The organism is Burkholderia sp. KCJ3K979 (genome assembly GCF_016759955.1).
Taxonomy (GTDB): domain Bacteria; phylum Pseudomonadota; class Gammaproteobacteria; order Burkholderiales; family Burkholderiaceae; genus Burkholderia; species Burkholderia orbicola.
Genome location: NZ_JACFYV010000015.1, coordinates 22,490 through 48,634 on the forward strand (window position 1 = coordinate 22,490; position 26,145 = coordinate 48,634).

The 26,145-nt window shown below is 67.0% G+C and carries 30 protein-coding genes and 1 pseudogene; 16 read left to right on the forward strand and 15 right to left on the reverse strand.

Annotation, left to right across the window (positions count from 1 at the left end):
- Positions 1 to 35 precede the first annotated feature (35 nt).
- Entirely contained in the window at positions 36 to 413 is a 378-nt protein-coding gene (locus tag H3O04_RS05975; protein WP_202587337.1) for a hypothetical protein, read from the reverse strand.
- 489 nt (positions 414 to 902) lie between these two features.
- Between H3O04_RS05975 and H3O04_RS05980 the strand changes: the two genes are divergently transcribed.
- Together H3O04_RS05980 and H3O04_RS05985 are read left to right on the forward strand one after the other, a co-directional pair.
- A complete protein-coding gene (locus tag H3O04_RS05980) occupies positions 903 to 1,256 on the forward strand; it encodes a DOPA 4,5-dioxygenase family protein (protein WP_006480283.1) in 354 nt (117 codons plus the stop codon).
- Positions 1,257 to 1,374: 118 nt separating this feature from the next.
- Complete coding sequence (locus tag H3O04_RS05985) at positions 1,375 to 1,800, forward strand: nuclear transport factor 2 family protein (RefSeq protein ID WP_124592032.1); 426 nt, start codon at positions 1,375 to 1,377, stop codon at positions 1,798 to 1,800.
- Positions 1,801 to 1,859: 59 nt separating this feature from the next.
- On the opposite strand, the gene trhA is transcribed toward H3O04_RS05985, so the two are convergent.
- The 3 genes from trhA to H3O04_RS06000 all read right to left on the reverse strand — a co-directional run bounded on the left by trhA (position 1,860) and on the right by H3O04_RS06000 (position 4,985).
- Positions 1,860 to 2,480 carry a PAQR family membrane homeostasis protein TrhA gene (gene trhA / locus H3O04_RS05990; RefSeq protein ID WP_006480281.1) on the reverse strand — a complete coding sequence of 207 codons (621 nt, stop codon included), beginning with the start codon at positions 2,478 to 2,480 and terminating at the stop codon, positions 1,860 to 1,862.
- Positions 2,481 to 2,687: 207 nt separating this feature from the next.
- Positions 2,688 to 2,894, reverse strand: a complete 207-nt coding sequence (locus H3O04_RS05995; RefSeq protein ID WP_006480280.1) for a YbdD/YjiX family protein — start codon at positions 2,892 to 2,894, stop codon at positions 2,688 to 2,690.
- Positions 2,895 to 2,906: 12 nt separating this feature from the next.
- The gene (locus H3O04_RS06000; protein ID WP_006480279.1) at positions 2,907 to 4,985 is read right to left on the reverse strand and encodes a carbon starvation CstA family protein; all 2,079 of its coding nucleotides are present in this window, start codon (positions 4,983 to 4,985) and stop codon (positions 2,907 to 2,909) included.
- 268 nt (positions 4,986 to 5,253) lie between these two features.
- Here H3O04_RS06000 and dapF point away from each other — a divergent pair, with 268 nt between their 5' ends.
- The 8 genes from dapF (at position 5,254) to H3O04_RS06040 (ending at position 11,506) form a co-directional block, all read left to right on the forward strand.
- The gene (gene dapF, locus H3O04_RS06005; protein ID WP_202587324.1) at positions 5,254 to 6,063 is read left to right on the forward strand and encodes a diaminopimelate epimerase; all 810 of its coding nucleotides are present in this window, start codon (positions 5,254 to 5,256) and stop codon (positions 6,061 to 6,063) included.
- The gene (locus H3O04_RS06010) at positions 6,060 to 6,947 is read left to right on the forward strand and encodes an RNA polymerase sigma-70 factor (protein WP_202587325.1); all 888 of its coding nucleotides are present in this window, start codon (positions 6,060 to 6,062) and stop codon (positions 6,945 to 6,947) included. Before dapF ends, H3O04_RS06010 begins: the two co-directional genes overlap by 4 nt.
- Before the next feature lie 190 nt (positions 6,948 to 7,137).
- Entirely contained in the window at positions 7,138 to 7,617 is a 480-nt protein-coding gene (locus tag H3O04_RS06015; RefSeq protein WP_034175086.1) for a carboxymuconolactone decarboxylase family protein, read from the forward strand.
- Between the two features lie 76 nt (positions 7,618 to 7,693).
- Positions 7,694 to 8,098 (forward strand): cupin domain-containing protein, encoded by a 405-nt coding sequence (locus tag H3O04_RS06020; protein ID WP_034175085.1) that lies wholly within the window; start codon positions 7,694 to 7,696, stop codon positions 8,096 to 8,098.
- Between the two features lie 109 nt (positions 8,099 to 8,207).
- Positions 8,208 to 9,212: a LysR family transcriptional regulator gene (locus tag H3O04_RS06025; protein ID WP_124476313.1), complete on the forward strand. Its 1,005-nt coding sequence runs from the start codon at positions 8,208 to 8,210 to the stop codon at positions 9,210 to 9,212.
- A 205-nt stretch (positions 9,213 to 9,417) separates the two neighbouring features.
- Positions 9,418 to 10,173, forward strand: a complete 756-nt coding sequence (locus H3O04_RS06030) for an SDR family oxidoreductase (protein ID WP_202587326.1) — start codon at positions 9,418 to 9,420, stop codon at positions 10,171 to 10,173.
- 25 nt (positions 10,174 to 10,198) lie between these two features.
- Positions 10,199 to 10,714 (forward strand): Ohr family peroxiredoxin, encoded by a 516-nt coding sequence (locus H3O04_RS06035; RefSeq protein ID WP_006480272.1) that lies wholly within the window; start codon positions 10,199 to 10,201, stop codon positions 10,712 to 10,714.
- A 39-nt stretch (positions 10,715 to 10,753) separates the two neighbouring features.
- Positions 10,754 to 11,506 (forward strand): SDR family NAD(P)-dependent oxidoreductase, encoded by a 753-nt coding sequence (locus H3O04_RS06040; protein WP_006480271.1) that lies wholly within the window; start codon positions 10,754 to 10,756, stop codon positions 11,504 to 11,506.
- A 54-nt stretch (positions 11,507 to 11,560) separates the two neighbouring features.
- Here the strand turns inward: H3O04_RS06040 and H3O04_RS06045 are convergent, their stop codons facing one another.
- From H3O04_RS06045 to H3O04_RS06055, 3 genes are all read right to left on the reverse strand, one after another.
- A complete protein-coding gene (locus tag H3O04_RS06045; RefSeq protein ID WP_006480270.1) occupies positions 11,561 to 11,989 on the reverse strand; it encodes a PRC-barrel domain-containing protein in 429 nt (142 codons plus the stop codon).
- A gap of 392 nt (positions 11,990 to 12,381) precedes the next feature.
- The gene (locus H3O04_RS06050; RefSeq protein WP_226240770.1) at positions 12,382 to 13,512 is read right to left on the reverse strand and encodes a 3-deoxy-7-phosphoheptulonate synthase; all 1,131 of its coding nucleotides are present in this window, start codon (positions 13,510 to 13,512) and stop codon (positions 12,382 to 12,384) included.
- 181 nt (positions 13,513 to 13,693) lie between these two features.
- On the reverse strand, positions 13,694 to 15,016 hold the full coding sequence (locus H3O04_RS06055; RefSeq protein ID WP_202587327.1) for a lipase family protein: 1,323 nt from the start codon (positions 15,014 to 15,016) through the stop codon (positions 13,694 to 13,696).
- Between the two features lie 400 nt (positions 15,017 to 15,416).
- Between H3O04_RS06055 and H3O04_RS06060 the strand changes: the two genes are divergently transcribed.
- Positions 15,417 to 15,971, forward strand: a complete 555-nt coding sequence (locus H3O04_RS06060) for a hypothetical protein (RefSeq protein ID WP_023477006.1) — start codon at positions 15,417 to 15,419, stop codon at positions 15,969 to 15,971.
- Positions 15,972 to 16,129: 158 nt separating this feature from the next.
- Here H3O04_RS06060 and H3O04_RS06065 read toward each other — a convergent pair whose 3' ends face one another.
- Positions 16,130 to 16,840: a YceH family protein gene (locus H3O04_RS06065; RefSeq protein ID WP_034175083.1), complete on the reverse strand. Its 711-nt coding sequence runs from the start codon at positions 16,838 to 16,840 to the stop codon at positions 16,130 to 16,132.
- A gap of 407 nt (positions 16,841 to 17,247) precedes the next feature.
- Here H3O04_RS06065 and H3O04_RS06070 point away from each other — a divergent pair, with 407 nt between their 5' ends.
- Positions 17,248 to 18,009: an SDR family oxidoreductase gene (locus tag H3O04_RS06070; RefSeq protein ID WP_006480265.1), complete on the forward strand. Its 762-nt coding sequence runs from the start codon at positions 17,248 to 17,250 to the stop codon at positions 18,007 to 18,009.
- A 17-nt stretch (positions 18,010 to 18,026) separates the two neighbouring features.
- On the opposite strand, the gene H3O04_RS06075 is transcribed toward H3O04_RS06070, so the two are convergent.
- From H3O04_RS06075 to H3O04_RS06085, 3 genes are read right to left on the reverse strand one after another with little or no spacing between them, the layout of a single operon-like run.
- Positions 18,027 to 18,731 (reverse strand): MOSC domain-containing protein, encoded by a 705-nt coding sequence (locus H3O04_RS06075; protein WP_006480264.1) that lies wholly within the window; start codon positions 18,729 to 18,731, stop codon positions 18,027 to 18,029.
- Positions 18,728 to 19,624, reverse strand: coding sequence for a dihydrodipicolinate synthase family protein (locus tag H3O04_RS06080; RefSeq protein WP_023477010.1), 897 nt, complete (start codon positions 19,622 to 19,624; stop codon positions 18,728 to 18,730). Before H3O04_RS06080 ends, H3O04_RS06075 begins: the two co-directional genes overlap by 4 nt.
- Positions 19,625 to 19,674: 50 nt before the next feature.
- The gene (locus tag H3O04_RS06085; RefSeq protein ID WP_202587328.1) at positions 19,675 to 20,457 is read right to left on the reverse strand and encodes an aldolase; all 783 of its coding nucleotides are present in this window, start codon (positions 20,455 to 20,457) and stop codon (positions 19,675 to 19,677) included.
- A 134-nt stretch (positions 20,458 to 20,591) separates the two neighbouring features.
- Here H3O04_RS06085 and H3O04_RS06090 point away from each other — a divergent pair, with 134 nt between their 5' ends.
- Both H3O04_RS06090 and hutC read left to right on the forward strand, forming a co-directional pair.
- Positions 20,592 to 21,134, forward strand: coding sequence for a helix-turn-helix domain-containing protein (locus H3O04_RS06090; protein WP_012339122.1), 543 nt, complete (start codon positions 20,592 to 20,594; stop codon positions 21,132 to 21,134).
- Positions 21,135 to 21,175: 41 nt separating this feature from the next.
- Positions 21,176 to 21,913, forward strand: a complete 738-nt coding sequence (gene hutC, locus H3O04_RS06095; protein WP_006480260.1) for a histidine utilization repressor — start codon at positions 21,176 to 21,178, stop codon at positions 21,911 to 21,913.
- Between the two features lie 74 nt (positions 21,914 to 21,987).
- On the opposite strand, the gene H3O04_RS06100 is transcribed toward hutC, so the two are convergent.
- Positions 21,988 to 22,836, reverse strand: a complete 849-nt coding sequence (locus H3O04_RS06100; RefSeq protein WP_023477012.1) for a phytanoyl-CoA dioxygenase family protein — start codon at positions 22,834 to 22,836, stop codon at positions 21,988 to 21,990.
- A gap of 31 nt (positions 22,837 to 22,867) precedes the next feature.
- On the reverse strand, positions 22,868 to 23,671 hold the full coding sequence (locus tag H3O04_RS06105) for an ABC transporter substrate-binding protein (protein ID WP_023477013.1): 804 nt from the start codon (positions 23,669 to 23,671) through the stop codon (positions 22,868 to 22,870).
- A gap of 344 nt (positions 23,672 to 24,015) precedes the next feature.
- On the opposite strand from H3O04_RS06105, the gene H3O04_RS06110 reads away from it, so the two are divergent.
- On the forward strand, positions 24,016 to 24,393 hold the full coding sequence (locus tag H3O04_RS06110) for a nucleotidyl transferase AbiEii/AbiGii toxin family protein (RefSeq protein ID WP_310644219.1): 378 nt from the start codon (positions 24,016 to 24,018) through the stop codon (positions 24,391 to 24,393).
- Between the two features lie 112 nt (positions 24,394 to 24,505).
- Here H3O04_RS06110 and H3O04_RS36030 read toward each other — a convergent pair.
- Positions 24,506 to 24,592: pseudogene (locus H3O04_RS36030) on the reverse strand (ankyrin repeat domain-containing protein); the annotation flags it as partial.
- A 143-nt stretch (positions 24,593 to 24,735) separates the two neighbouring features.
- On the opposite strand from H3O04_RS36030, the gene H3O04_RS06115 reads away from it, so the two are divergent.
- Positions 24,736 to 25,599: a LysR family transcriptional regulator gene (locus H3O04_RS06115; protein WP_202587329.1), complete on the forward strand. Its 864-nt coding sequence runs from the start codon at positions 24,736 to 24,738 to the stop codon at positions 25,597 to 25,599.
- Positions 25,600 to 25,660: 61 nt separating this feature from the next.
- Here the strand turns inward: H3O04_RS06115 and H3O04_RS06120 are convergent, their stop codons facing one another.
- Entirely contained in the window at positions 25,661 to 26,134 is a 474-nt protein-coding gene (locus tag H3O04_RS06120) for a nuclear transport factor 2 family protein (RefSeq protein WP_006480256.1), read from the reverse strand.
- Between the last annotated feature and the right edge of the window lie 11 nt (positions 26,135 to 26,145).

The window sequence follows — 26,145 nt, forward strand, 5'->3', positions numbered from 1 at the left end:
CAATCGGTTGGGGCATGCCATGTTCGTCTCCTGCATCAAAACGTGTTCTCGCCCTTCAGGTAATACGCGGTTTTCACGAAGAACGCCTTCACCGGATGGCCGGTCTGCGCCTCGCGGGCCGCCCGCGCCTGCATCGCGGCCTTCTCGTCGGGCCACCGGTCGGGCATCGGGTTGTACACGCGCTCGAGCGCACGCTGCATCGCGAGCGGATAGTTCTGGTTGCCGGCCGTCGTCGCGCGATAGCCGGCACGCGTCATCTGCATCAGCTGCACATCGGTTTCGGCACGCGCCGCCGACCAGGTCAACGGCGCGGCATGCGGGATGTCGCCGGCACCAATCGACTGCGCAAAGGCGACGGCAGGCAGCGCAACGAGTGCGCAGGAAAGAACAGCAACGGGAACGAGGGATCGCATAATGGCCTCCAGATGGTTGTCCCCGCATCGATCCATCATCGATGCGTTGAAATCATCGTATGTCGGGCCGCATCCCGCTTGAATAGCCGAATCCGCAATTGTTATTTTCAGGTACGGCATTCGGCGTGCGCACCGCGTCGTTCGCGAATCCCGCCGGCATGGAATTTCTTTATTTCATTCAATGACCTGATCGGATTTCTACCGACGATCCGGTGGGTACTCGCCCCGGCTCTTTCAATTTCCGAAATGGCGTGTTGCCGGTGCGATGCCGGCCGGCGCGCCTGCCCGCAAGGCTCCGGCGTGATATCGCGCACGCGGATACCGCCAAAGCGATTTGATCGGACCGGCCGATTCTTCTGATGCAGGACAAATCATCCGCATCGGTTTTCCGGATTGAGACACGACGCAAACAGCAAGGACGCGCGATAATCACGCATCGGCCGTTTCGCACGGCATCTCCAGCATTCCCCTTTTTAATCGAGTCTTTCCATGGCTGCCCTCGACACTACCGCCATCGACAGCTGGCACGCGCACGTCTATTTCGATGCGGCGAGCCGCGACGCGGCCTGGGCGTTTCGCCAGGTCGTCGACGCGCGGTTCGGTGCGGTCATCGAACTCGGCCGCTTTCACGAACGCCTCGTCGGCCCGCATCCGGCCTGGTCGTACCAGATCGCGTTCGACGCCGCCCGATTCGACGACATCGTGCCGTGGCTCGTGCTGAACCACGGCGCGCTCGACATCTTCCTCCATCCGAATACGCACGACGAACTGCGCGACCATCGCGATTGCGCGGTGTGGATCGGCAAGTCGTATGTGCTGAATCTCGACGCGCTGGCCGGCTAAGGGCCGACGTCCGACCGCGTTCGCCGCGGCGGGGCATCCACGTTTCGGGTCGACGTGAAACGTCTCGCGACGGTACGCCCGTACAGTGGTTTCCGTGATCGACTTCCGGAAACCCGCCATGACACCCGCAGACACCGATGCCGACGCCCGGCGCATCCATGAAGACTGGCACGCCGCCGTCGTCGCGCGCGACCTCGACGCGCTGATGTCGCTGTATGCCGACGACGCGGTGCTCGAAACCCCGCTCGTCGTCGCCACGCAGCCCGCGCACGGCTCGGGCGTGCTGCACGGCAAGGCCGCGATCGGCGCATTCTTCGCGGCCGGCCTGCGCAATCCGGACAACAAGCTCGGGCGCTGGTACCGAACCGGGCTGTTCTTCTCGAACGGCCGCCAGCTCGTCTGGGAATACCCGCGCGCAACGCCGGACGGCGATCAGGTGGATCTCGTCGAAGTGATGGACCTGCGCGACGGGCTGATCGCGCATCATCGCGTGTACTGGGGATGGGTCGGGTTCAGCGCGCTGCGCGGCGCCGCGCGCCGGTAGCGCCTACTCCGGCCGACGCGCCACGCACGGGGCGTCACCCGCTCGACGCCCCGTGCCGCTCACGCGACATACATCGCGACACTGACGAACTGGCACAGGCTGCCGGCCAGCACGAAAAGGTGCCAGATGCCGTGCCCGTGGCGAATGCGTTCGTCGTTGATGAAGAAGTAGATCCCCGCGCTGTAGATCACGCCGCCGGCCACGAGCCACGCGGTGCCGATCGGCGGCAGCGCATGGATCAGCGGACGCACGGCGACGAGCGCGAGCCAGCCCATCAGCACGTAGAGGATCATCGACAGCAGGCGCGTGCGGCGCCCGAGCGTGAGTTCCTGCACGATGCCGAACACGGCGAGCCCCCAGCTCACGCCGAACAGCGACCAGCCCCACGGGCCGCGCAGCGTGACGAGCGTAAACGGCGTATAGCTGCCGGCGATCAGCAGATAGATCGCCGCATGGTCGCATTTCTGCAGGATCGCCTTCAGGCGCGGGTTGCGCACGCTGTGATACGCGGTCGAGATCGCGTAGAGCAGGATCAGCATCGCGCCGTACACGCTGAAGCTCACCACCTTGTACGGATCGCCTTCGAGCGCGCCCATCGTCACCAGCGCGACGAGGCCCGCCACCGACAGCACCGCGCCGACGAGATGGGAAATGCTGTTGAAACGCTCACCGACATGCACGACGTGTTCTCCTGCGGTCCATCGGGAAAAGAAAGTGCCCCAATGATACCGGCGGCCGGACGCCGCCGCGCTGCGCCCGGGCAAACGGCACGCGAGCACCATGCGATGCGCGCCGCCGGCCCGCCAAAGAACAAGCGCCGCGACATCCGTCGCGGCGCTTTCGTTTCGATACCGGGCTGATTCGTCAGGTCATTGCAACGGCCCGGTTCAGCAACATTTCCCCGCTCCCGACCCGTACCGCGCATTCTGACGCTCGCGGAAGAATTCCTCGTACGTCATCGGTTCGCGGTCCGGATGGGTTTCGCGCATGTGCGCGACGTAGGTGTCGTAGTCGGGCAGGCCGACCATCAGCCGCAACGCCTGCCCGAGGTAACGCCCCGCGCTGCGCAGGTCGCTGCCAAGATCGCTGAACATCGCGGCTTCTCCTCAACGTCCGCTGCCGAGCGCCTGCGCGGCCGGCATCGCTTCGTACGGCGTCTCGCGCACGGTCGGCTTCGACTCGCGGCGCGCGCGCAGCACGGCGATCACGCCGTACACCGCGATCGCCACGACGACGAAGATGAACAGCCCGGCCAGCGCCGCGTCGATGTAGTCGTTGAAGATGATCCGTTTCATCTGCGCGATCGACTTCGCCGGTGCGAGCACCTTGCCTTCGTCCACCGCGGCCTGCAGCTTCGCGGCGTGCGCGAGGAAGCTGACCTTCGGGTTCGCGTCGAAAATCTTCTGCCAGCCGGCCGTCAGCGTGCAGATCAAGAGCCATGCGGTCGGCACCATCGTGACCCACGCATAGCGCTCGCGCTTCATCTTGAACAGCACGACGGTGCCGAGCACCAGCGCGATCGCGGCGAGCATCTGGTTCGAGATGCCGAACAGCGGCCACAGCGTGTTGATGCCGCCGAGCGGATCGACCACGCCCTGGTACAGGAAGTAGCCCCACGCGGCCACGCACAGCGCGGTGGCGACGAGGTTCGCGGGCAGCGACTCGGTGCGCTTGAGCGCCGGGTGGAACGTGCCGAGCAGATCCTGCAGCATGAAGCGGCCCGCACGCGTGCCCGCGTCGACGGCCGTCAGGATGAACAGCGCCTCGAACAGGATCGCGAAGTGATACCAGAACGCCATCATCGCTTCGCCGCCGATCACCTGGTGCAGGATGTGCGCCATGCCGACGGCCAGCGTCGGCGCGCCGCCCGCACGCGCGATGATCGTCGTTTCGCCGACGGCCTTGGCGGTCTGCGTCAGCATGTCGGGCGTCAGCACGAAGCCCCATTGCGTGACGGTGTTCGCGACCGCTTCCGGCGTCGAGCCGAGCACGGCGGCCGGCGCGTTCATCGCGAAGTAGATGCCCGGTTCGATCACGCACGCGGCGACCAGCGCCATGATCGCGACGAACGATTCCATCAGCATCGCGCCGTAACCGATGAAGCGCGCGTTGGTTTCGTTGTCGATCAGCTTCGGCGTCGTGCCCGACGAGATCAGCGCGTGGAAACCCGACACCGCGCCGCACGCGATCGTGATGAACAGGAACGGGAACAGGTTGCCCGACCACACCGGGCCCGAGCCGTCGACGAACTTCGTCAGCGCGGGCATCTTCAGTTCCGGTGCGACGACCAGGATGCCGATCGCGAGGCCGAGGATCGTGCCGATCTTCAGGAACGTCGACAGGTAGTCGCGCGGCGCGAGCAGCAGCCACACCGGCAGCACCGATGCGACGAAGCCGTAGCCGATCAGGATCCACGTGAGCTGCGTGCCGCTGAACGTGAACCACGCGGCAACCGTCGGCGAGGCGGCCACGTTCTGGCCGAACGCGATCGCCGCCATCAGCCCGATGAAGCCGATGATCGACACTTCGCCGATGCGGCCCGGACGGATGTAGCGCGTATAGATGCCCATGAACAGCGCGATCGGAATCGTCGCGGCGACGGTGAACGTGCCCCACGGCGAATTGGTCAGCGCCTTCACGACGATCAGCGCGAGCACCGCGAGGATGATCACCATGATCAGGAACGCGCCGAACAGCGCGATCACGCCGGGCACCGTGCCGAGCTCCATCTTGACGAGGTCGCCGAGCGAACGGCCGTCGCGACGCGTCGAGATGAACAGCACGATGAAATCCTGCACCGCGCCGGCGAACACGACGCCGGCCAGAATCCACAGCATGCCGGGCGTGTAGCCCATCTGCGCGGCGAGCACGGGGCCGACCAGCGGCCCGGCGCCGGCGATCGCGGCGAAGTGATGGCCGAACAGCACGTACTTGTTGGTCGGCACGTAGTCGAGGCCGTCGTTGTACTTGACGGCCGGCGTCATCCGCAGCCCGTCGAGCTGCATGACCTTGCTGGCGATGAAACGGCTGTAGAAGCGATACGCGATCAGATACACGCAGACTGCGGCGATCACGATCCAGAGGGCACTGACGCGCTCGCCATGCGCGAGTGCGATCGTGCCGAATGCGAACGCGCCGAGCAGCGCGACCGCGATCCATAGCAGGGTACTGGAAGCCCGATTCATGGCGTCTCCTGGTCTCCAATGTGTTTTGAGTGGATGCGGCGAGGGGCCGAACCCGCGTGACGTCGATGCGTCGTGCCGCAGCCTCGCGGAGACCGCGGCGATGGGCCGTAGTATTCCGCGCGACGGGGGCCGCTTACAAGCGGATAACTACGTATGACGATCTACGTAAAATTACGTAGATCGTCGGCGTGTGCGCACCATCGGGCGACGATTGCCCGCGACCGGCGAGCCACGTACAGTATTTGCCTGCCTCCATTCCGGAACCCTCATGCCGATCGCATTTCAGAAGTTGAACGCGAATGGCGATGACTTCGTCATCGTCGACCTGCGCGGTCAGGAACACGATCGCGCGCATCCCGTCGACGACGACCTCGTGCGGCGCATGGGCGATCGGCATCGCGGCATCGGCTTCAACCAGCTCGCGGTGATCTCGGACGGCGACGACGCGGCCGCCCGCGTCGCGTTCCGGAATCCCGACGGCTCGGCGCTCGATACCTGCGGCAGCGCGACGCGCGGCGTCGCGTGGAAGCTGATGCGGGAAACCGGCGCGACATCGGTCGTGCTGCGCACGAATCGCGGGCACCTGCACTGTTCGCAGGATGCGGACGGGCTGATCAAGGTCGACATGGGCGCGCCGCGGCTCGGCTGGCAGGACGTGCCGGTCTCGGAGGCCGTCGACACGCTCGTGCTGCCGCTGCCCGGTGCGCCGGCCGCATGCAGCATGGGCAATCCGCATTGCACGTTCTTCGTCGACGATGTCGCTGCGCTCGACATCGAAGCGCTCGGCCCGGCGATCGAAACGCATCCGCTGTTTCCGCTGAAGACCAACGTGCATTTCGTTCAGGTCATCGATCGCACGCATATCCGTCTACGTATCTGGGAACGCGGCGGCGGCGTGCCGCTCGGCTCCGGCTCGTGTTCATGCGGCGCGGCGGTCAACGGCATCCGGCGCGGGCTGCTCGACGATACCGTGCGGGTGACCTGCGACGGCGGCGACGTCACCGTTCAATGGGACGGCGCCGGCAGCGTGTTCCTGAGCGGGCCCGTGACGTTCGGGTTCGGCGGAGTGTGGCTGTGACGACCGACGACGCACGAACCTTCGACGCGCTGCGCCCGCGCCTGCAGAAGATCGCGTACCGGATGCTCGGCTCCGTCGCGGATGCCGAGGACATCGTGCAGGACGTGTGGCTGCGCTGGCACGACGCGGCGCGCGACGACATCGAGAACGCCGAGGCGTGGCTCGTCGCGGTCACGACGCGCACGTCGATCGATCGCCTGCGCGCGGCGAAGCTCAGGCGCGAGCACTACACGGGTATCTGGCTGCCCGAGCCGGAACTCGGCGAATCGCCCGCGACGCCCGAGGAAATGACGGAGCGCGCGAACGACGTGTCGGTCGCGTACCTGCTGTTGCTCGAACGGCTGACGCCGGAAGCGCGCGCGGCCTTCCTGCTGCATGAAATCTTCGAATTCGACTACGACCGGATCGCCGACGCGATCGGCAAGAGCGAAGCCGCGTGCCGGCAGCTCGTCAGCCGGGCCCGGGCGCGGCTGCGCGATGATACGCAGCCGCGGCACGCGGTGCCGCACGAAACGCACCGTCGGCTGCTGCAGACGTTCACGCATGCGCTCGCGCACGGCGACTTCCCGTCGATCCAGGCGCTGCTCGCCGAAGACGCGATGCTGATCGGCGACGGCGGCGGCCATGTCCAGAGCTTCCCGAAACCGATGGTCGGCGGCCGGCGCATCGCTCAACTGTTCTATGCGACGTGGTTGCGCTGCGGCAGCGGTGTCGAGATGCGGCCGGTCGTGCTGAACGGCCAGTGGGCGATGCTGCGCTTCATCGACGGGCAACTCGAAGCGGCGATGTCGTTCGAGACCGACGGCACGCGCATCGGCCGGATTCTCGTGCAGCGCAACCCCGACAAGCTCGCGCGGATCGCGGCCGCCTGCACCGCCGGCTGACGCATGCGGCGCGCGCGCTGCCGGCCGCGCCCGTCGCCGAGCCCGGATTGGTGCAGCGCGCGCAACACGATGCGTCCCCGTGCGTGGCTACCGCGCCCCGGCACACCCTCCTAAGATGATTTCGCGCGGCGCCCTGCCGCCCACGACACCCGCGCAGCGCGGGCCAGCCTCTTCGTCGCCAGGAGAAATCATGACGCAGCGTATCAACTACATTCAACAGTCGCCCGAGTTGTTCAGGAAATTCCTCGAGCTCAGCAACCTGCTGCGCAGCAGCGCGATCGAGGAATCGATCCGGGATCTCGTGTCCCTCCGGGCATCCCAGATCAATGGCTGCGCGTTCTGCGTCGACATGCACGTGAAGGAAGCGCGCATCCACGGCGAGCGCGAGCTGCGCCTGCATCATCTGGCGACGTGGCGCGAATCGACGCTCTTCTCGCCGCGCGAGCGGGCCGCGCTCGCGTGGACCGAAGCGCTGACGACGCTGGCCGCGCACGGCGTGCCGGACGACGTCTACGACCGCGTGCGCGGCCAGCTCTCCGAGAAGGAATTGTCGGACCTGACGTTCGAAGTGATGGCGATCAACGGCTGGAACCGCGCGAATGTCGCGTTCCGGACCGTGCCGGGCTCGTCCGACAAGGCGTTCGGCCTCGACAAGGCCAATCTCGCCTGACGGCCGCGCCCGACGGCAGGCCACGCCCCTCTCTCGCTGCCGGCCGTCGGCCGGCGGCCCACCGGAAGCCACCACCATGATTCGCATGAAACACGTGATCGCGTCCGCGCTCGTCGTCGCGGGCGCCGCGACCGGCGCCGTTCGCGCGGCGCCCGCGGCCATCGTCACGCCGCTGATGACGAAGCCGCTCGACGCGTACCCGGGCAAGGAAGCGCAGATGATCTCGGTCGAGTATCCGCCCGGCGCGGTCGACCCGGTGCACCGCCACCACGCCGACGCGTTCGTCTATGTCGTCGAAGGGTCGATCGTGATGCAGGTGAAGGGCGGCGAGCCCGTCACGCTGACACCGGGCCAGACCTTCTACGAGGGCCCGAACGACCTGCACACGGTCGGACGCAACGCGAGCCGCACCCGGCCCGCGAAGTTCATCGTGCTGCTGTTGAAGGACCAGGGCGCGCCCGTGCTCGTGCCGGAAAAATAGCCGGCTCGTACGCCGCCGCACCCTTTTTAAAAAAATGCGGCGGGCGGTGTCACAGGCGGCAGCGCTGAAACGTCTAGTCGCATACGGACACCACGATTCCAGCGCCTCCATGCCCGACACTTCCATCCGCCGCCCCGACGCCGACGACCCGTTCGCCCGTAGCTTCTCGACCTGCTATGCCGGCGTGGTCACGTTCCTCGCCGTCGTCACCGAAGGCAGCTTCGCGCGCGCCGCCGATCGCCTCGGCGTCGGCCGCTCGTCGGTCAGCCGCCACGTGCAACGGCTCGAGGACCGGCTCGACGCACGCCTGTTCCAGCGCACCACGCGCAGCATGTCGCTGACGCGCGAAGGCGAGCTCTTCTACGAAAACTGCCGGCCCGGCATCGAGCATCTGGCGCAGGCGCTCGAGGACATGCGCGAGCTGCGCAGCGGACCGCCGAGCGGACACCTGCGCGTCGGCTCGACCCCGGGCTTCGGCCGCAAGGTCATCGCGCCGCTGCTGCGCGACTTTCATGCGCAGTATCCGGACATCACGCTCGACCTGCTGCTGAACGACCGCCCGGCCGATTTCTCCGCCGATCGCATCGACGTCGCGTTTCGCGACGGCCGCATGGAGGACAGCGCGATCGTCGCGCGCCGGCTGATTCCGATGCAGATGATCGTCTGCGCGTCGCCGTCGTATGCGCACCGGCACGGCTTGCCGCGGCACGTCGACGACCTCGCGCGGCATCGCTGCATCAACCTGTGCACCGCGTCGGGCCGCGTCACGGAATGGGAATTCAGGATCGACGGGGTGACGCAGCGGCGCCAGCTCGCCGCGCATCACACGTTCAACGACATCGATCTCGTCGTGCGCGCGGCGCTCGACGGGCTCGGCATCGCGCAACTGCCCGCGTACCAGGTGTGCGACCTGCTCGCCGACGGCCGGCTGCTGAGCTGTCTCGGCCAGCACGCGCCGGACGACGGCGGCCACTATCTCTGCTACCTGAGCCGCAAGCATCTGCCCACCCGCATCCGCGTGTTCATCGACTACATGATCGAACAGACGCGGGCGCGCGATCTGCAGTGCCTGACCACGATGACGACGCTGGCGCCGCTGGAGACGATCGATTGATGCATGCACGGCAACATGGTGAGGGCTTGCCGGCCTCTACCGGATCGCGCGGGGCATGCCTACGATGCGGGCTGTTCGACAGGCACGCGAATACGGCGCTGCGCCGTTCGGCAACGTACCGGCCCGATCGCGCGCACGCGATGGGCGCCGGTTTCGGCAGATTCAAGCGGCGCGCATGTCGCGCGCCCGTTCAAGGAGAGCAATCGTGAAAATCGTCGTGATTGGTGGTACCGGCCTGATCGGCAGCAAGGTCGTCAGGAACCTGATCGCACGCGGCCACGACGCCGTCGCGGCCGCGCCGTCGACGGGCGTCGATACGATCACGGGCGCGGGGCTGGACGCCGCGCTGGCCGGCGCGGAGATCGTCGTCGATCTCGCGAATTCGCCGTCGTTCGAGGAAGCGGCCGTGAAGGCGTTCTTCGAGGCGTCGGGGCGCAACCTGTTCGCCGCGGAGCGCGCGGCCGGCGTGCGGCATCACGTCGCGTTGTCGGTGGTCGGCACCGACCGGCTGCAACAGAGCGCGTATTTCCGCGGCAAGATCATCCAGGAGAACCTGATCCGCGAAGCCGGCGTGCCGTACACGATCGTGCGCTCGACGCAGTTCTTCGAATTCGTCGAGGCGATCGCGCAGGCTGGCGCGCAGGGCGACACGGTCCGGTTGACCACCGCGCACTTCCAGCCGATCGCATCGGACGACGTCGCGGCCGCGGTGACCGACTTCGCGCTCGACGCGCCGCGCAACGGCATCGCCGAAATCGGTGGCCCCGAGCGTGTGCGGATCGCCGATCTGGTCGAGCGTTTCCTGTCGGCCACGCACGATGCCCGCACGGTGACGCGGGATGCGGACGCCGACTACTTCGGCGCGATGCTGCAGGACGACACGCTCGTGCCCGCGCCCGGTGCGCGCCTCGGCGCGACGACCTTCGACGCGTGGTTTCGGCAGAACGCGCTCGCGCGGTGACCGCGGCCGCCGGATCACGCTCGCCATGACGCCATTGCGCCCACCGCCGCTGTCGCTGCTCGACCGGTATCGCGGACGGGAACCGCGGACGCTGTACTCGACGACGGTGACCGTCACGGGCGGCGCGGCCGATCACGGCCGCGCATCGGGCGTCGCACGTTCCGACGACGGGAGCCTCGATGTCGAACTGCGCCTGCCGTCCGCGCTCGGCGGCCCCGGCGACGGCCCGAACCCGGAGCAACTGTTCGCCGCGAGCTATGCGGCGTGCTTTCACGGCGCGCTGAGCCTGCTGGCTGCGCGGGCGGGCGTGTCGATCGCCGGCGCATCGGTGTCCGCATCGATCGACTTCTGCCGCGATCCGGTGGACGGATTGTTCATGCTGAACGCGAACATCCGCGTGCGGCTGCCGGGCATCGAACGCGCGGTGGCGGAAGAGTTGGTCCGCAATACGGAGCGTTTCAGTCCGTATACGAAGATGGCGCACGAGGGGATCAGCCACGTCGTGGCGCTCGCGCCGGCGGACGATGCGCACGAACGCTAACGGCACGCACGCTCAACTCATCATCTTTACGAGGAAGTCATGCAGTCATTCGACAACAAGGTGGTCCTCATTACCGGCGGCGGTGCCGGCATCGGGCTGGCAGCGGCCGTCGCGTTCGCACGCGAAGGTGCGCGCGTCATCATCACGGGGCGCCGCGAAGATGCGCTGTCCGCCGCCGCGCGCAGCGCGCCGGGCATCGACTACGTGGTCGCGGATGCCGGCAATGCGGCCGACGCCGCGCGCACGATCGACGAAGCGGTCGCGCTGGCGGGGCGGCTCGACGTGCTGGTCAACAATGCGGGCGCCGGTGCAATCCTGCCGCTGGAGTCGGCTACCTTCGAAGCGATCAGCGCGATCTTTTCCGTCAATACGCTCGGACCGTCGATGCTCGCGACTGCCGCGCTGCCGCATCTGAAAGCGGCGCGCGGCAGCATCGTCAACGTGTCGAGCACGTTCGGACACAAGGCCGCCGCGCTGTTGTCGCACTATGCGGCGAGCAAGGCCGCACTCGAGCATCTGACGCGCTGCTGGGCGCTCGAGCTCGCATCGGCAGGCGTACGCGTGAACGCCGTCGCGGCGGGCCCGACGGAAACGGACTTCCTGTCGGAACGGATGAAGCTGTCGGAAACCGACATCGAAGCGATCAAGGCGCAGGAGCGCACGCGCATTCCGCTTGGCCGGCGCGGCGAGCCCGCGGACGTCGCAAACTGGATCGTGTCGCTCGCATCGCCGCAGGCGGCATGGATGACGGGGCAGGTAATCACGGTCGACGGCGGCCTCGACGCGACCTGACCGTCGCGAGGACGCGCGTCGCCCGTCACGACGTACGACGCGCGAGGTGGCGGATCAGTGCTTTTCGTCGACCTTCTTCGGCTTCGGCGGCGACGGCACCTTCGCGTACTGGAACGCCGGCGTGGCCTTCAGCGCTTCCTTGGTCGCACCCGGCAGATAGATGTTGCCGTTGCGCACGTCGAGCGACGCGATCGGCACCGCGACGTCGTGCGCGGCCACGCCGAGGAAACCGCCGGCCGACACGATCGCGGCGGACACCGAGCCGTCCGGCGCGACGATCAGGTCGCGCACCTTGCCGACTTTCTGGTTCTCGTCGTTGTACACGGTCTTGCCGAGCACGCTCTTCTTCACGCTCCAGCCTTCGAGCAGCGCCTGCGATTGCTCGACGGTCACGCTGATCGGCTGAGCGCCCGCGATCTGCGCGTGCGCGCTGACGCTCGAGGCGAGGACGGTTGCTGCGATGAGGGTCTTGTAGAACTTCATATGTGTTGCACTCCGGTTCGGTTGTTGTGGATGCCGGGACGAAGCGGCGGGACGCGACGGCCGATCGGTGAACGCCCCGCGGATGGCCGCTCTTCGTCGGTCGCGTGGCGGCCGGCCGCGCCGCCATGACATGTGTGCGTGGCGGACCGGCATGGCCGGGCCGCAGCGTGCAACACGTCCTTCATGGTAGCGGCATTCGCCGGATCGTGCGTTCAGGGTGCAATGGGGCTGGCGGCGCGAGCAGGATCAGGATCAATGATCGTGCAGACAGATGGAGCGCGCGGCGCGGGAAAATGGCGCCGCGGCGTGTCGATCAGGACAACCCCATAGATGGGCACCCGAACTTCGTGGCGCATCGAACGACGCGGCGGCCGCCGCGCCGCCACGCGGCATCACGCATTCCGCGAATACACCCTGCGATGCCGCACCGCCTCCGCCAGCACGTCGAGCACCGGCTCCGTCTGCGCCCAGCTCAGGCACGCATCGGTGATCGACACGCCATACTGCAACGGCACACCCGGCTTCAGGTCCTGCCTGCCGGCTTCGAGATGGCTTTCCACCATCACGCCGACGATCCGGTGCTCGCCCTGCCCCAATTGCCGCGCGAGATCCTGCGCGACCTCGATCTGCCGCTCGTGCGACTTGTTCGAGTTCGCATGCGAGCAGTCGACCATCACCTGCTCGCGCAACCCGGCCTTGCGCAGCACCGCGCAGCTCGCCTCGACGTGCCCGGCATCGTAGTTCGGGCCGTTCTTGCCACCGCGCAGGATCACGTGCGCGTCGTCGTTGCCGCGCGTCTCGAAGATCGCGGCCATCCCCATCTTCGTCATCCCCATGAACGCATGGCTCGCCGCCGCGGCGACGATCGCGTCCGACGCGACCTGCACGCCGCCGTCGGTGCCGTTCTTGAAGCCGATCGGGCAGCTCAGCCCCGACGCGAGCTGGCGATGGCTCTGGCTCTCGGTGGTGCGCGCGCCGATCGCGCCCCACGCGATCAGGTCGGCGATGTACTGCGGGCTCAGCAGGTCGAGGAATTCGGTCGACGCCGGCAGGCCGAGCGCGTTGATGTCGAGCAGCAGTTGCCGTGCGGCGCGCAGCCCTTCGTTGATGCGGAAGCTGCCGTCGAGGCGCGGATCGTTGATGTACCCCTTCCAGCCGACCGTCGTACGCGGCTTCTCGAAGTACACGCGCATCGTGATCAGCAGGTCGTCCTTCAGCGCGTCGGCCGCGACCTTCAGGCGGCGTGCGTAATCGAGCGCCTGGTCGTGATCGTGGATCGAGCACGGGCCGACGACGAGCAGCAGCCGGTCGTCGCGGCCGTGCAGGATGTCGCCGATCGCGCGGCGCGTATCCTCGACGAGCGTCTGCGTGGCGGCCGGCACCGGCAGCTCGTCGAGCAACAGCGCGGGCGAAATCAGCGGACGCACGGCGCCGATGCGGACGTCGTCGATGCGTGTGGTGTCCTGCGTCGCGTCGGCGCTGCCTACCTCGCGATCGTGGGAAGGATTGTCGAGGTTCTGCATGGTGATTCTCCGGGGGACGTCTGTCTGTAACGATGGGCAGGCTCGATTATGGCACCCGGAGAAGGTCGCGGCGGGGAATGCGGGCGGTGGCGGCCGCAGTCACGCGGCCGACGTCGAAACGACGCAAAAAAGGCGACCCGCAAAGGGGTCGCCCGACCGTTTGCCGCATTGCGCGGCGTGACTAGTGCCGCGTCTCGGGCGCGAGCGAATTGCTCGGCAGCAGCGACGTCAGCCAGCAATTGTTCGGCGCGGCCTTGCCGTTGAAGCGATCGTAGAGCCACGGCAGCATGCCGGCCACCCACGGCACGATCGCGCCCGCGTGTTCGAGCGGATACTCGGAGTACGTGACCGCCGTGCCGCTCGCGCAAAACTTCTGCGCCAGCGCGCGCACGTCGTATGCCAGCATCACGCCGTCGCCCACCTGGCTGCTGAAGGTGCCGTCCAGCGCGCCCGCAGTGCCTTGGCCGATGAACATCGGGATCGTCGGCGACGCGGCCAGCCCCGCATTCACCTTGTTCGCATAGGTGACGTACACCGGAATGCTGTTGATGTCGTTCGCGTATTGCGGCTTGAACAGCGTGCCCCAGCGCAGGCCCGTGTACTTCGGCAGGATGTACGCGAGCGACTGGTTCTGGATGTCCTTGAACACGGCGACGCCCGTCTCGCTGAGGTACGGCGTCAGGTCGAAGTCGTAGCCGCGCGACAGCCCGGCCAGCGCGGCCGCGGCGACGCCGCCCCACACGATGCTGCCGTCGACATAACGCAGGTTGTGCGCGGGATCGACCAGCACACCGCCCTCCGCCGCGCCGACGAGCTGCCGGTTGACGTCGGGCGCGTAGCTCGGCGCGAGTTGCGCGGCCCAGTTCGTCGCGATCGCGCCGCCGGAATAGCCGATCATCGCGACCTTGCTCGACGGACTCAGCCCGGTCGACGGCGTATTGAGCGCGGCGCGAATCGAATCGAGCGTCGTCATCCCGTATTCGGGGCCGGCCGCGAAATCGGCCGTCTGGCCCTCGGTATCGGGCACGATGATGTTGTAGCCGAGCAGCAGCAGCGTCGACAGCGGAATCGATTCCGCGCTGTACAGCAACGTGCCGACGTTGATGACCTTGGTCACGTCGCGATCGCCGGCGATCACCTGCGACGGTTCGTCGTACGGGTTCAGCGAATCGTAGGCCGACTGGTACGAGATCGCGTGGCCGTTGCTGACCGGGCTGCGGATCACGGAGGTCACGTTGACAACCGGCTGGTTCAGCGCGTTGCTGGTGCGATACAGCAATTGCTGCGCGGTCACCGCGGTCGGAATGCCGGCCACGTGATAGGTGACGTTACGCGTCTTGATCACGGTACCCGGTGGAACCGATGCCAGCGGCGTCGTGCCGGTGTACGTGTAGAACGGATCGGAGACGGCTGGTGCCGCGGCGCCGGCCGGCGGTGCCGTGACGGCGAGCGCGGCCGACACCGCGGCCGCAGCCGCGGCAATCATGAAACGTCTGGAGGACATGGGTGGCCCCTGGGATAACCTGCTTTCATCGAAGGAAATTCGGCGGTGTTGCAGACCATCTCGATTGCCGCTTCAACAGCGTTTCGGTGCCATCGACTGTCTCCTGTAAATGAATGATCCGGTTTGTTCCGATTCTGTAATTTAGTAGGACTGCAAATCTGATTCATTGAAGCACAACGAGAATGCGTTCGAGGCGCGTTTTCGCTTGTTTGAAGGTAAACGTCTAAACCGGTTGCCACGCGAGGTCGGCGGCCCGGCCGTTCGGCCGAGTGTTCGTGTTGGAGGGAAGTCCCGTAGGATCACCGTTGTCCGGTACCGAAGCGGCCCGTCGTGCGACGCCGGTCGCTCCGCACACCGCTTGCCTGTGACCGATCGCTTCCTGCCCAACCGACACGCCACGATGACCGTCTCCGAACTGCTCCGCGCCATCCGCCAACCCTATGTCGACCTGCTCGCGAAAGCGACCACGCAACCGGCCGTCGTCGTCGAGCCGGCCTACCGGCGGGCCGACGGCACGCTGGCCACCGAAGGCCCGCTCGCGCTGCCGTGCCGCGCCGACACGATCGCGACCGAAGGCGAGGCGGCCGGCCAGCCCGCGATGGTCGATTCGGCCACGCAGCTGGATTTCGAGCCGTTCGCCTTCGAACTCGAAACGGCGGCCGTGTCGATCCAGCCGTTCGTGTGGGACTGGGCGGCGGTCGAGGCCGACGGCCTCGACGAAAGCGCCGCGAACGACGCGTTCAAGACGTGGTTCCTCGCGTGGTTCGACGCGGACGACGAAAACACGCCAGCCGAAGATGGACTGCACGGCATCGTTCACTACCTGTCGAAACCGGTTCGCACGGAGCAGGGCTGGCGCATCCATGCGGATCTCGGTTCCGCGCCGGAGACGGCCGTCGAGGATCTACTGTTCCGGCTCGTCGATGCGGGCGCGACGCGGATCAGTGTCGGTTGATATGTGTCTTCATCACTCACGCACCGTCATGAAAACCATTCGGTTCTCGCCGTGATGCGCCGGTTGATCCGAAGCGCGTGCGTGGTACCTCGCCCCCGGCGTCGAGCAGAAGTGACGCGGCGGTGCGCGCGCACCGCCGTCATTGCATCAGGAAGCGATCACGACGCGTCGCCCGGCGCGTCGACGTCGATGCCGAGTTCGCTCGCCATCCGCTGAACCAGCGCATTCAGGCGCGCCACTTCGTCCGCGAGGCGCTTCTGTTCGGCCTTCAGCGCCTCGAATTCGGAAGGCGGCACCGAATCCGCGCCGCCGCCGGCATCCGCGCTCGCGAAATCGGCCATGTTCACTTCGCCGCACATCAGGTGCATCCAGCGGTTCTCGCGCGCACCCGGCGCACGCGGCAGCCGGACGACGAGCGGCTGCGTACGCGCCGCGAGTTCGTCGAGGAACGCCTCGACCGACGAGATGTCCGCGAAGCCGTGCAGGCGTGCGCTGTTCAGGCGCAGCTCGGCGGCCGTCTGGGGGCCGCGCAGCAGCAGGATCGTCAGCAGCGCGATCGCTTGGCTCGGGATGCCGAGCACGCGGTTCATGTTGTGCTCGAAACGCGGCACGCGGCTGCTGCTGCCCTCCATCACGAGGCTCAGGTGCTTCAGCCCGTCGAGCGCGGTCGTCACTTCGTCCTCGCTGACGTTCATCACCGGCGCGCGCGCGGTTTTCTGGTTGCAACCCGCGGTCAGCGCGTTCAGCGACAGCGGGTAGGTATCCGGCACCGTGTGTTGTTTCTCGACGAGCACGCCGAGAATGCGGGCCTCGAGAGGCGTGAGTTCGCGAAGGGCGCGGGGCGTGGGCGTATCCGGCGTGGTGTTCATGAGTGGCGTCGCAGCGTGCAGCAGGTGAAGGGAAACGATCGCGGCCCGTACGGCATCGCGCACGGGCGAGCCATATGATAGCTCGCGACACGCGGCCCGGCGCCGCTCATCGCACCAGCGCGCGCACGTGCCGCAACAGGCTTTCGTCCGACGTAGCGGCGCGCCGATCGCACGTGAGGCAACGCGACGATGCATGCGCGCAGCACCGCGGATTCGGCCTTCACGCACGCCCCGCGGCGTTTGCGCGATGCACATGCCGGCGCTACGATGTACCCTTATCCCGATATCAACGGCGCCGCGCGATCGTCTTCGCACGCCGATACCACGCATCACCCGCGTTGAATGCGCTGCCGCCGTGCCTGCGCGCCGCTCGTCAAACCCGTTCACCCCCTCACCCGTTCACCACCATGACTGCATCTTCTTCCGCACCCGTGCGCGCCATCGTCACCGGACACACCCGCGGCGTCGGCGCGGCGCTCGCCGAACAACTGCTGCAGGAAGGCATCGCCGTGCTCGGCGTGTCGCGCAGCCGTCATCCGTCGCTCGCGTCACAGGCCGGCGAGCGCTTTACCGAGGTCGAACTCGATCTGTCGGACTCGAAGACTATCGCGAGCTGGCTGGCCGGCGACACGCTGCGCCGCTTCGTCGACGGCGCGTCGCTCGTGCTGCTGTTCAACAACGCGGGCATCGTCGACCCGATCGGCCCGCTCGCCGCGCAGGACCCGGCGATCGTTGCCCGCGCGGTCGGCCTGAACGTCGCCGCGCCGCTGATGCTGTCGGCCGCGCTCGCGCAAGCCGCCTCGGCCGCGACCGAATGCCGGATCGTGCACCTGTCGAGCGGCGCGGCCCGCAACGCGTATGCCGGCTGGAGCGTCTACTGCGCGACCAAGGCCGCGCTCGATCATCATGCACGCGCCGTCGCGCTCGACGCGAACGGCGCGCTGCGGATCTGCAGCGTCGCACCGGGCGTCGTCGATACCGGCATGCAGGCCACGATCCGCGCGACCGGCGAAGACAACTTCCCGATGCGCGAGAAATTCGACCAGTTGAAGTCGAGCGGCGCGCTCGCCACGCCCGAGGCGACCGCCCGGCAACTGATCGGCTATGCGCTGAGCGATGCATTCGGTACCGAGCCGACGGCCGACGTGCGCAACCTGCCGACGAAGTAAGCACCGGACGCGGCCCGTCATCCTTCGAGCCGCTTCGTCCAGTCTTCGACCTGCCGCTCGGTCCGGCGCTTTTCGAGCATCTTGCGCCAGCCGGGCGGTAGCAGCGGCACGTCGCACAGCGCATCCAGCGCGGCCATGTCGAGCGTGCGTCGATACAGCACGTCGAGCACCGTCGACAGCGGCCATTCCGGGTAGCGGCGCGCATGCAGCGCCAGCACATCGCCCGCCGCCACCCAGCCTTCCTGCAGCACGCGGTAGTACCAGCCGGTCCGGCCGCTGTGCTGCACGAGCGCCGCCATCCGCGGATGGTCGAAGCGTGCGTTGAGCTTCCAGCACGGCTGCCGCGACTGCGACACCTGGAGCACCGCGCCGCCCAGCGTGAACACGTCGCCGAGACACACGTCGCGCTCGGTGATGCCGCGCGTCGACAGGTTCTCGCCGAATGCACCCGGCCGGGCGAGCACGTCGCGCGCGCCGATCTGCCCGGCCCACCACGGATAGTGATCGTACGCATAGTGGTGAACGGCCTTGTCGGGGCCGCCGTGATGCCGCGCATCGGCCTGCTCGTCGCCGGCAAAGCCGAGCGCGCCCAGCCACAGGCGTGCGTCCACCGGCTGCTTGTCGATCGCGCTCGCGTGCGGCGTGCCGGCGAGCGGCCGGCTCACGCCGATCCGCACCGCGCCGATGGCGACCGCGATCGCCGGCCGTGCGTCGGCGCTCATGCCGCCACACCGTCCGGCAGCGCCGCGAGCAGGCGCTCGAGTTCGCGCATGCGTGCGTCGCCGAGCGGCAGCAGCGGCCGCCGCGGTTCGCCGGCGTCGAAACCGCGCAGCCTCAGCCCGGCCTTCACGGTCACCGGCAACCCGCCGTTGACGATGAACTGCAGCAACGGCAACTGCGCGTGAAAGACCGATCGGGCGCGGGCGAGGTCGCCCGTGCGCATCGCGTCGAACAACGCGAGCGGCAACGCGGCATTCAGGTTCGGCGCGGCCGTGCACCATCCGGCCGCGCCGGCGGCCAGTGCGGCGAGCGCCATCGGATTGCTGCCGTTGTAGAACGGGATCGCGCCGTCGCTCAATTGCGCGAGCCGGTGCATCCGGCCAATGTCGCCGGTGCTTTCCTTCACCATCGTCACGTTGCCGACCGTCCGGCAGATCGTCGCGATCAGCTCGGGCGACATGTCGACGCCGCTCGTCGCAGGGTTGTTGTACAGCATGATCGGGATGCCGATCGCGTCACCGATCGCGCGATAGTGCGCGACGATCTCGTCGTTGCCGAGCTTCCAGTACGACACCGGCAGCACCATCACCGCATCGGCGCCGGCCTGCTCGGCAAAGCGGGCACGGCGCACCGCGCCCGCCGTGGTGAGATCGGAGATTCCAACGACGGTCGGCACGCGCCGGCGCACCGCGCGAATCGACGCGGTAGCGACGGCCTCCCATTCGGCGTCGGACAGGTACGCGCTTTCGCCGGTACTGCCCAGCGGCGCGATCGCGTGAACGCCGTCGGCGATCAGGCGATCGATCAGCGCATCGAGCGCTGTCAGGTCGACGCCGCCGTCGACGGAGAACGGCGTGACCGGGTAGGCAATGATGCCTTTCAACAGGATGGACACGATTGGTATTCCTCAATGATTGACTAAAAAGATCGAAACGGCGCATTCGCTTACGCGACGCAATCCTGATGCGTACGCAATGCGCGGCGCGCGTAGTAGTCGAACGTCACCGCATCGCGCTTCGGCTTCGAGATCCAGTCGTGCGCTTCACGCGCCAGCGCCGGCGGCACCGGTTTGATCTCGCCGGCCGACATCGCGAGCAGCTGAAGCTTCGCGGCGCGTTCGATCAGCAGCGCGAGAATGCACGCCTCCTCGATCGTCTTGCCGACCACGAGCTGCCCGTGATGCGACAGCAGAATCGCGCGCTTGCTGCCGAGCGCCTTCGAGATGATCTCGCCCTCCTCGTTGCCGACCGGCACGCCCGGCCAGTCCTTCAGGAACGCACAATCGTCGTATAGCGGACAGGTATCCATATGCGACACGACGAGCGGCTGTTCGAGCATCGACAGCGCCGCGACGTGCGCCGGATGCGTATGGATGATGCAGTTCACGTCCGGGCGCTCGCGATAAATCCACGTATGGAACCGGTTGGCCGGGTTCGGAATGCCTTCGCCGTCGACGACGTCGAGATCCTCGCTGACGCGCAGCAGGTTCGCGGCCGAGATCTCGTCGAAGCCGAGCCCGAGCCGCTGCGTGTAGTACGTGCCGGCCGCGTCCGCGCGGCAGGTGATCTGCCCGGCCAGGCCCGAGTCGTGGCCGGCGTCGAACAAAATCCGGCAGGTCAGCGCAAGCTTTTGCCGCGCGGACCAGCCGCTGTCGCCCACCGCGTTTTCCAGACGCCGCTCCGCCAGCGCGACCAGCGCTTCCTTCGTCAAATTCAGCGTTTCCGCCATGTTCGCCTCCTGAATGAACCGGGTCTGCCGCGCCGTCCGCGGCCGTTTCCCCGATCACGAATGACACACGATACACCGAATGACACTTTGTGTCATGCGTTACAATCGGTTTTTCGAAGGACACCTGGCGCCCCATGACGATTCGCCTGAAGCTGCTCAGAAAACAGAAGGGCTGGACGCTCGACGTGCTGGCCGACGAGACCGGCCTCACCAAGAGCTACCTGTCGAAGGTCGAGCGCGGCCTGAGCGTGCCGTCGATCGCGGTCGCGCTGAAGCTGTCGAAGGCGCTGAACGTCGACGTCGAGCAACTGTTCTCGGAAAGCCGCAACCGCGAACTGATCACGGTCACGCGCGCCGGCGAGCGCACGGCAATGGGCGCGGCGGCCGACAGCCACGCGCATCGCTTCGAAAGCATCGCGGCAGGCGTCGCGCCGAAGAAGATGCTGCCGTTCGTCGTGCATCCGCCGCACGAATTCGTCGCATCGACGTTCCGCGAGCACGAAGGCGAGGAATTCCTGTTCGTGCACAAGGGACGCATCGAAATCGAATTTCCGAACGAGACGGTGCAACTCAGGGCCGGCGATTCAGTCTATTTCAACGCACTGATCCCGCACCGCACGCGCAGCCTCGGCACCGCGCAGGCGGAGATCCTGGTCATCGTCAGCCACGACGACTAGCCTCGTCACTTCTCGTCACTTTTTCGCGCAAGGATCTTCCGATGGTCACCAAGGCCACCGCACCGTTCCAGCAGATCAAGACGCTCGTCCGCCAGAACGTCGAGTCCGGCGACTGGCGCCCCGGCGATCGCATTCCGTCCGAGCTCGATCTCGCCGCGCAGTTCGGCGTCGCACGCATGACGGTCAACCGCGCGCTGCGCGAGCTGACCGAGGAAGGCGTGCTCAAGCGCACCGCAGGCGTCGGCACCTTCGTCGCCGAGGTGAAGCCGCAGTCGAACCTGCTGATGATCGCGCACATCCGCGACGAAATTCGCGCGCGCGGACACGAATATCGCTGCCGCGTGCTCAGCCAGTCGAGCGAACCCGCATCGTTCGACGTCGCGGCCGCGTTCGGCCTGCCGGTCAATACGCCGGTCTTTCACGTGGTGTGCGTGCACGAGGAAAACGGCCGCCCGATCCAGCTCGAGGATCGCTACGTGAACCCGGCCGCCGCGCCCGGCTTCATCGACCAGGATTTCCAGACCGAGCCGCCGTCCGAGTACCTGTACAACAACGTGTCGCACTACGAACTGGAAATCGAGCACGTCGTCGACGCGTCGCTGCCCACCAGCGAGCAGGCACGGCTGCTCGACATGCGCGCCGACGAGCCGTGCCTCACGCTCACGCGGCGCACGTGGACGGACGGGCTGCCCGTCACGTTCGTGCACTTCCTGCATCCGGGCAACCGCTACCGGCTCGGTTCGCGCTTCAAGCCCGGCGCGGGGCGTCACCCGACCTGATCGTTCGTCGCAAGCCCCCAGCGCACGGCGGCCGTTTCGTCATGAAACGGCCGCCGTATTCGTTCCTGCGCTGCTCAGATCGCACCGACCTGCCCCGCCTCGCGCGACCACACGACCGGAAACAGCGGGTGATCGAGCGGCGCGCCGTCCGGCAGTTGCTGCGCGAGCCCGGGGAAATCGGGCGACGTCTTCCAGCGGCGCGGCGCGTGACGGATATCGTCGCCGACGAAGCGGATCGAGAACGCACGGCGGCGGTTCCGCGTACCGCCCGACGCATGCAGCGTGAGCATCCGGAAGCACACCATGTCGCCGGGTTCGAGCGCCCAGCGGCGAATCGGGAAGGCCGCGCGGTCGGCTTCGATGTCGGGCAGGTCGGCGAGGCTGCCTTCCGGAAACCACTTCGCCTCCTTGTCCATGAACGTGCGCGGCATCAGCCACGGCCCGCGATGCGAGCCGGCGACGAATTCCAGCGTCGATTCGAGCGGCACCGGATCGACCGGAATCCACATGCTGACGTTGTCGTCGCCTTCGATGTCGTAGTACGGCTGATCCTGGTGCCACGGCGTGCGCTGCCGCGTACCGGGCTCCTTCACGAGCAGGTGGTCGTGATGCAGCCGCACGTGGTCGGTGCCCATCAGCGCGGCGGCAACCGACGGCGCCGGCGAGCGCACGATGAAATCGCGATATGCGTCGTTGTGCTGCCAGTTGCAGAAATCCTCGAAGAACCAGCCCGGATCGTCGGGCCGGCTCGCGACTTTCGCGCGCTCGCTCGGCTGCGCGAGGTTCGCGTCGATGCCGGCCCGCAGCGCGGCCACTTCGTCGGGCGAAAAAATGCCCCTGATGCAGACCGCGCCTTCCTCGCGGAACGCGGCGATCAGTTCGGGTGTCACGGCTTGCGCGACGCGCTCCTGGATACTCGTCATGGTGTGCCTGTCGATCGAATGAGTCACGGGGTTACGGTGCCGAAGTCAGCTGCTGCTTCGCGCCATAGATGTCGAAGTCGAAGTATTTCGCGGCAATCTTCTGGTACGTGCCGTTCGCGCGAATCGCGACGATCGCGTCGTTCAGCCGCTTCTTCATGTCGGCGTCGCCCTTGCGTATGCCCATCGCGACGCCGTAACCGGTGATCCGCGCATCGGTCACGTCCGGGCCCGCGAACGCATAGCCCTTGCCGCGCGGCGTCTTCAGGAACGAGTAGCCGGCCTGCGTCTTGTCCTGGAAGGTCGCGTCGAGGCGGCCGTTGACGAGATCCTGGTACACCTGGTCCTGATTCTGGTACGAAACGATCGTCACGCCCTTGGTTGCCCATTCGGCCTTCGCGTACGCCTCCTGCGTCGTGCCCTGGTCGATCCCGATGCGCTTGCCGGCGAGCGACGCGGCGCTCGGCAGCAGCTTCGAGCCGACCGGCGCGACGAGCGCGCCCGGCGACGCATACAGCTTGTTCGAGAAGTCGATCTGCTTGAGCCGCTCGTCGGTGGCCGTCATCGCGGACATGATCACGTCGAACTTGCGCGCGCGCAGCGCCGGGATCATCCCGTCGAAGCCCTGCTCGACCCACACGCACTTCGCATGCAGCTGCTCGCAGATCGCATTGCGCAGGTCGATGTCGAAGCCGGCGAGCGAGCCGTCGGGCTGCTTCGCCTCGAACGGCGGATAGGTGGGGTCGATACCCCAGCGGATCGTCGACGTGTCCTGCGCGAACGACACGAGCGGCGCGAACGCCAGCGCGGTGACGAGGAGCTTTGCGGTGCGGTTCATGGCGGGTCCTTGTGAGTCTCGACGGGGCGGGCGATGCCGGCGTACGGTGGTGGGCGCCTCGACGGGAGGCCGGCGCGGGGCGCGAACGGCCGGGGTTTCGATGAAACTGCGATGCAGTCTAGACTGCTTGATTTTTGAGCGCAAGCGGGGAAATACGGGAGGGGCGGCGGATTGAGAGAAGATCGAAACCGAGAGACGGGGTGATGCTCAATTGTGAGATTTTCCAGGAATTTTTGGGTGTTTACCCTGCGCGATCCATACCTGACACAGAATGCGCTTTCCGAATGTTAACGAGAGGAAGTGATCTACACCGGTCACCACGGCGATGAGTTTCCCGCAGTTCCATCGAACCTACCGGCAATGCAGCCTATACTGCGATGGAATTTTTCAACACCAATATCAAGGTCGAGACTTCCGCGGAAATCGTCGCCAAGAAAATGTGGCACCGCGGCGATCGTCCGACCGCCCGGGACCTGTTCGATCTGTGCCTGGTCATCGAGCGGGAGCCGGAAAGCCTGATGGACGCCGGTGCGTTCCTCGTTCGGCATCGCGACACGTTTCTGCGTCTGCTCAACGAGCATCGTGCCTTCGTCCAACCGCGCTTCGACGACATCCGGACACTCGGCTACACGCCGTCGTTCGACTATTGTGTTGAACTCGCCGACGCATTCCTGCGAAAACTCCCCGGCGGCACGCCGGAACCCAAATCGCGCCGCCGCTAAACCTACTGCGCCCCGCCACCAGCCCGCTCGTTCGCCCCATACCCGCCGTCGCGCGGGCGGCAGCGGCGTCACGCCGTTCGATCCGCACGTACCGTTCGCCGCGTCGTCGAGCATGACCGCGTTCGGCCGCCGGAATCCACGCGGTGCAGCGATAGCGGATCGGGCTGCGCAGATCGGCGCTGTGCGCGAGCGTCATCCATTGGATGTCGTCTGGCGCCTCAAAATCCCGCCAAACACCCCTCCCAAATCCGGCGAAACCGCGATTGCCCGCGATGTCCCGCCATGTTAAAAGTCGTCGCACGCATTTGAAAATGAAATGCCCGAATCCAAAGAAGTGCAGAAATGAATAGACCTCTGTTCGACATCGACCTGCTGCGCGCGCTCGTGATGGTCGCCGATTGCGGCAGTTTCACGACGGCTTCCGCGCGCCTGCATTCGACACAGTCGACGGTCAGCCAGAAGGTGCGCCGGCTCGAGGAAATCGCCGGCCACCGCCTGCTCGATCGCGGCGCGCGCGACGTGCGGCCGACCGACGCGGGCGTGACGGTGCTCAGCTATGCGCGGCGCATGCTCGCGCTGAACGACGAGATGCTGGAGGCGCTGTCGGGTGCGACGGTCGCGCTGACGATCCGGCTCGGCGTACCCGACGATTTCGCGGCGGGCCGTACGACGCACGCGCTCGCGGCGTTCAAGCGCGAGCATCCGCAGGTGAAGCTCGAAGTAACGTGCGGGCTGAGCCGCGACATCAGCGCCGCGTACGATCGCGGCGAACTCGACCTCGTGCTGATCAAGCAGCGGCGCGACAGCCGCGAGGCGATCGTGCGCTGGCCGGAGAAGCTGCGCTGGATCGACAGTGCGAAGCATCCGTCGATCGATCTCGACCCGGTGCCGATCGTCGTGTTCCCGCCGCGCGGGCTCTATCGCGACGACATGATCAAGGCGATCGAGGAGCGCGGCCGCCGCTGGCGGATCAGCTTCACGACGTCGAGCCTGAGCGGCATCCAGGCGGCCGTCGCGGACGGGCTCGGCATCAGCGTACTGCCCGCGCGCGTGGTGACGGACGAGCACGTGGTGCTGACCGCGAAGCAGGGCTTCGCGCCGATCGAGCACATGGACATCGCGATCCTGCACCGGCCGACGGCCGATCCGATGGTCAGCGCGTTGACGAAGGGGCTCGCGGCGATGCTCGAACTCGAAGGGCGGTAGGCGAAGCGGATACAAACGGAAGCGGCGCACAGTGGCGCCGCGCACTACACGCGTCAGGCAATCAGAACATCGTGTTGCCGTTCGCCGCCTGCTCGGGCACCGGCTGGTTGACGTCCCAGTGTTCGACGATCTTGCCGTGCTCGAGCCGGAAGATGTCCATGATCGCGCTGCCGCGCGTGCCCGGTTCGCGCACCGCGTGCACGTGGAGGATCACGTAGTCGCCATCGACGAACGAACGCTTGATCTCGCTGTGCGATTGCGGATATTTGTCGCGCAGGAACGCGACGAACTTGCGGAAGCCGTCGCGACCATCGGCCGCGTTCGGGTTGTGCTGCACGTAGCGATCGCCGACATACGCGAGCGCGGCGTCCGCATCCTTCTCGTTCAGCCCTTTCTCGTAGAACGCGAGTACCGTGCGCCGGTTGGCTTCCTGCTGCGCGTCGGCCGGGCCGGCCGCCACCGCATGCGCGGCCGTCACGGCGAACAGGGCCGCCGCCATCCATCGTGCGGCTCGTGCCGCGGTCGTGCGTCGCATCGTCGTCTCCC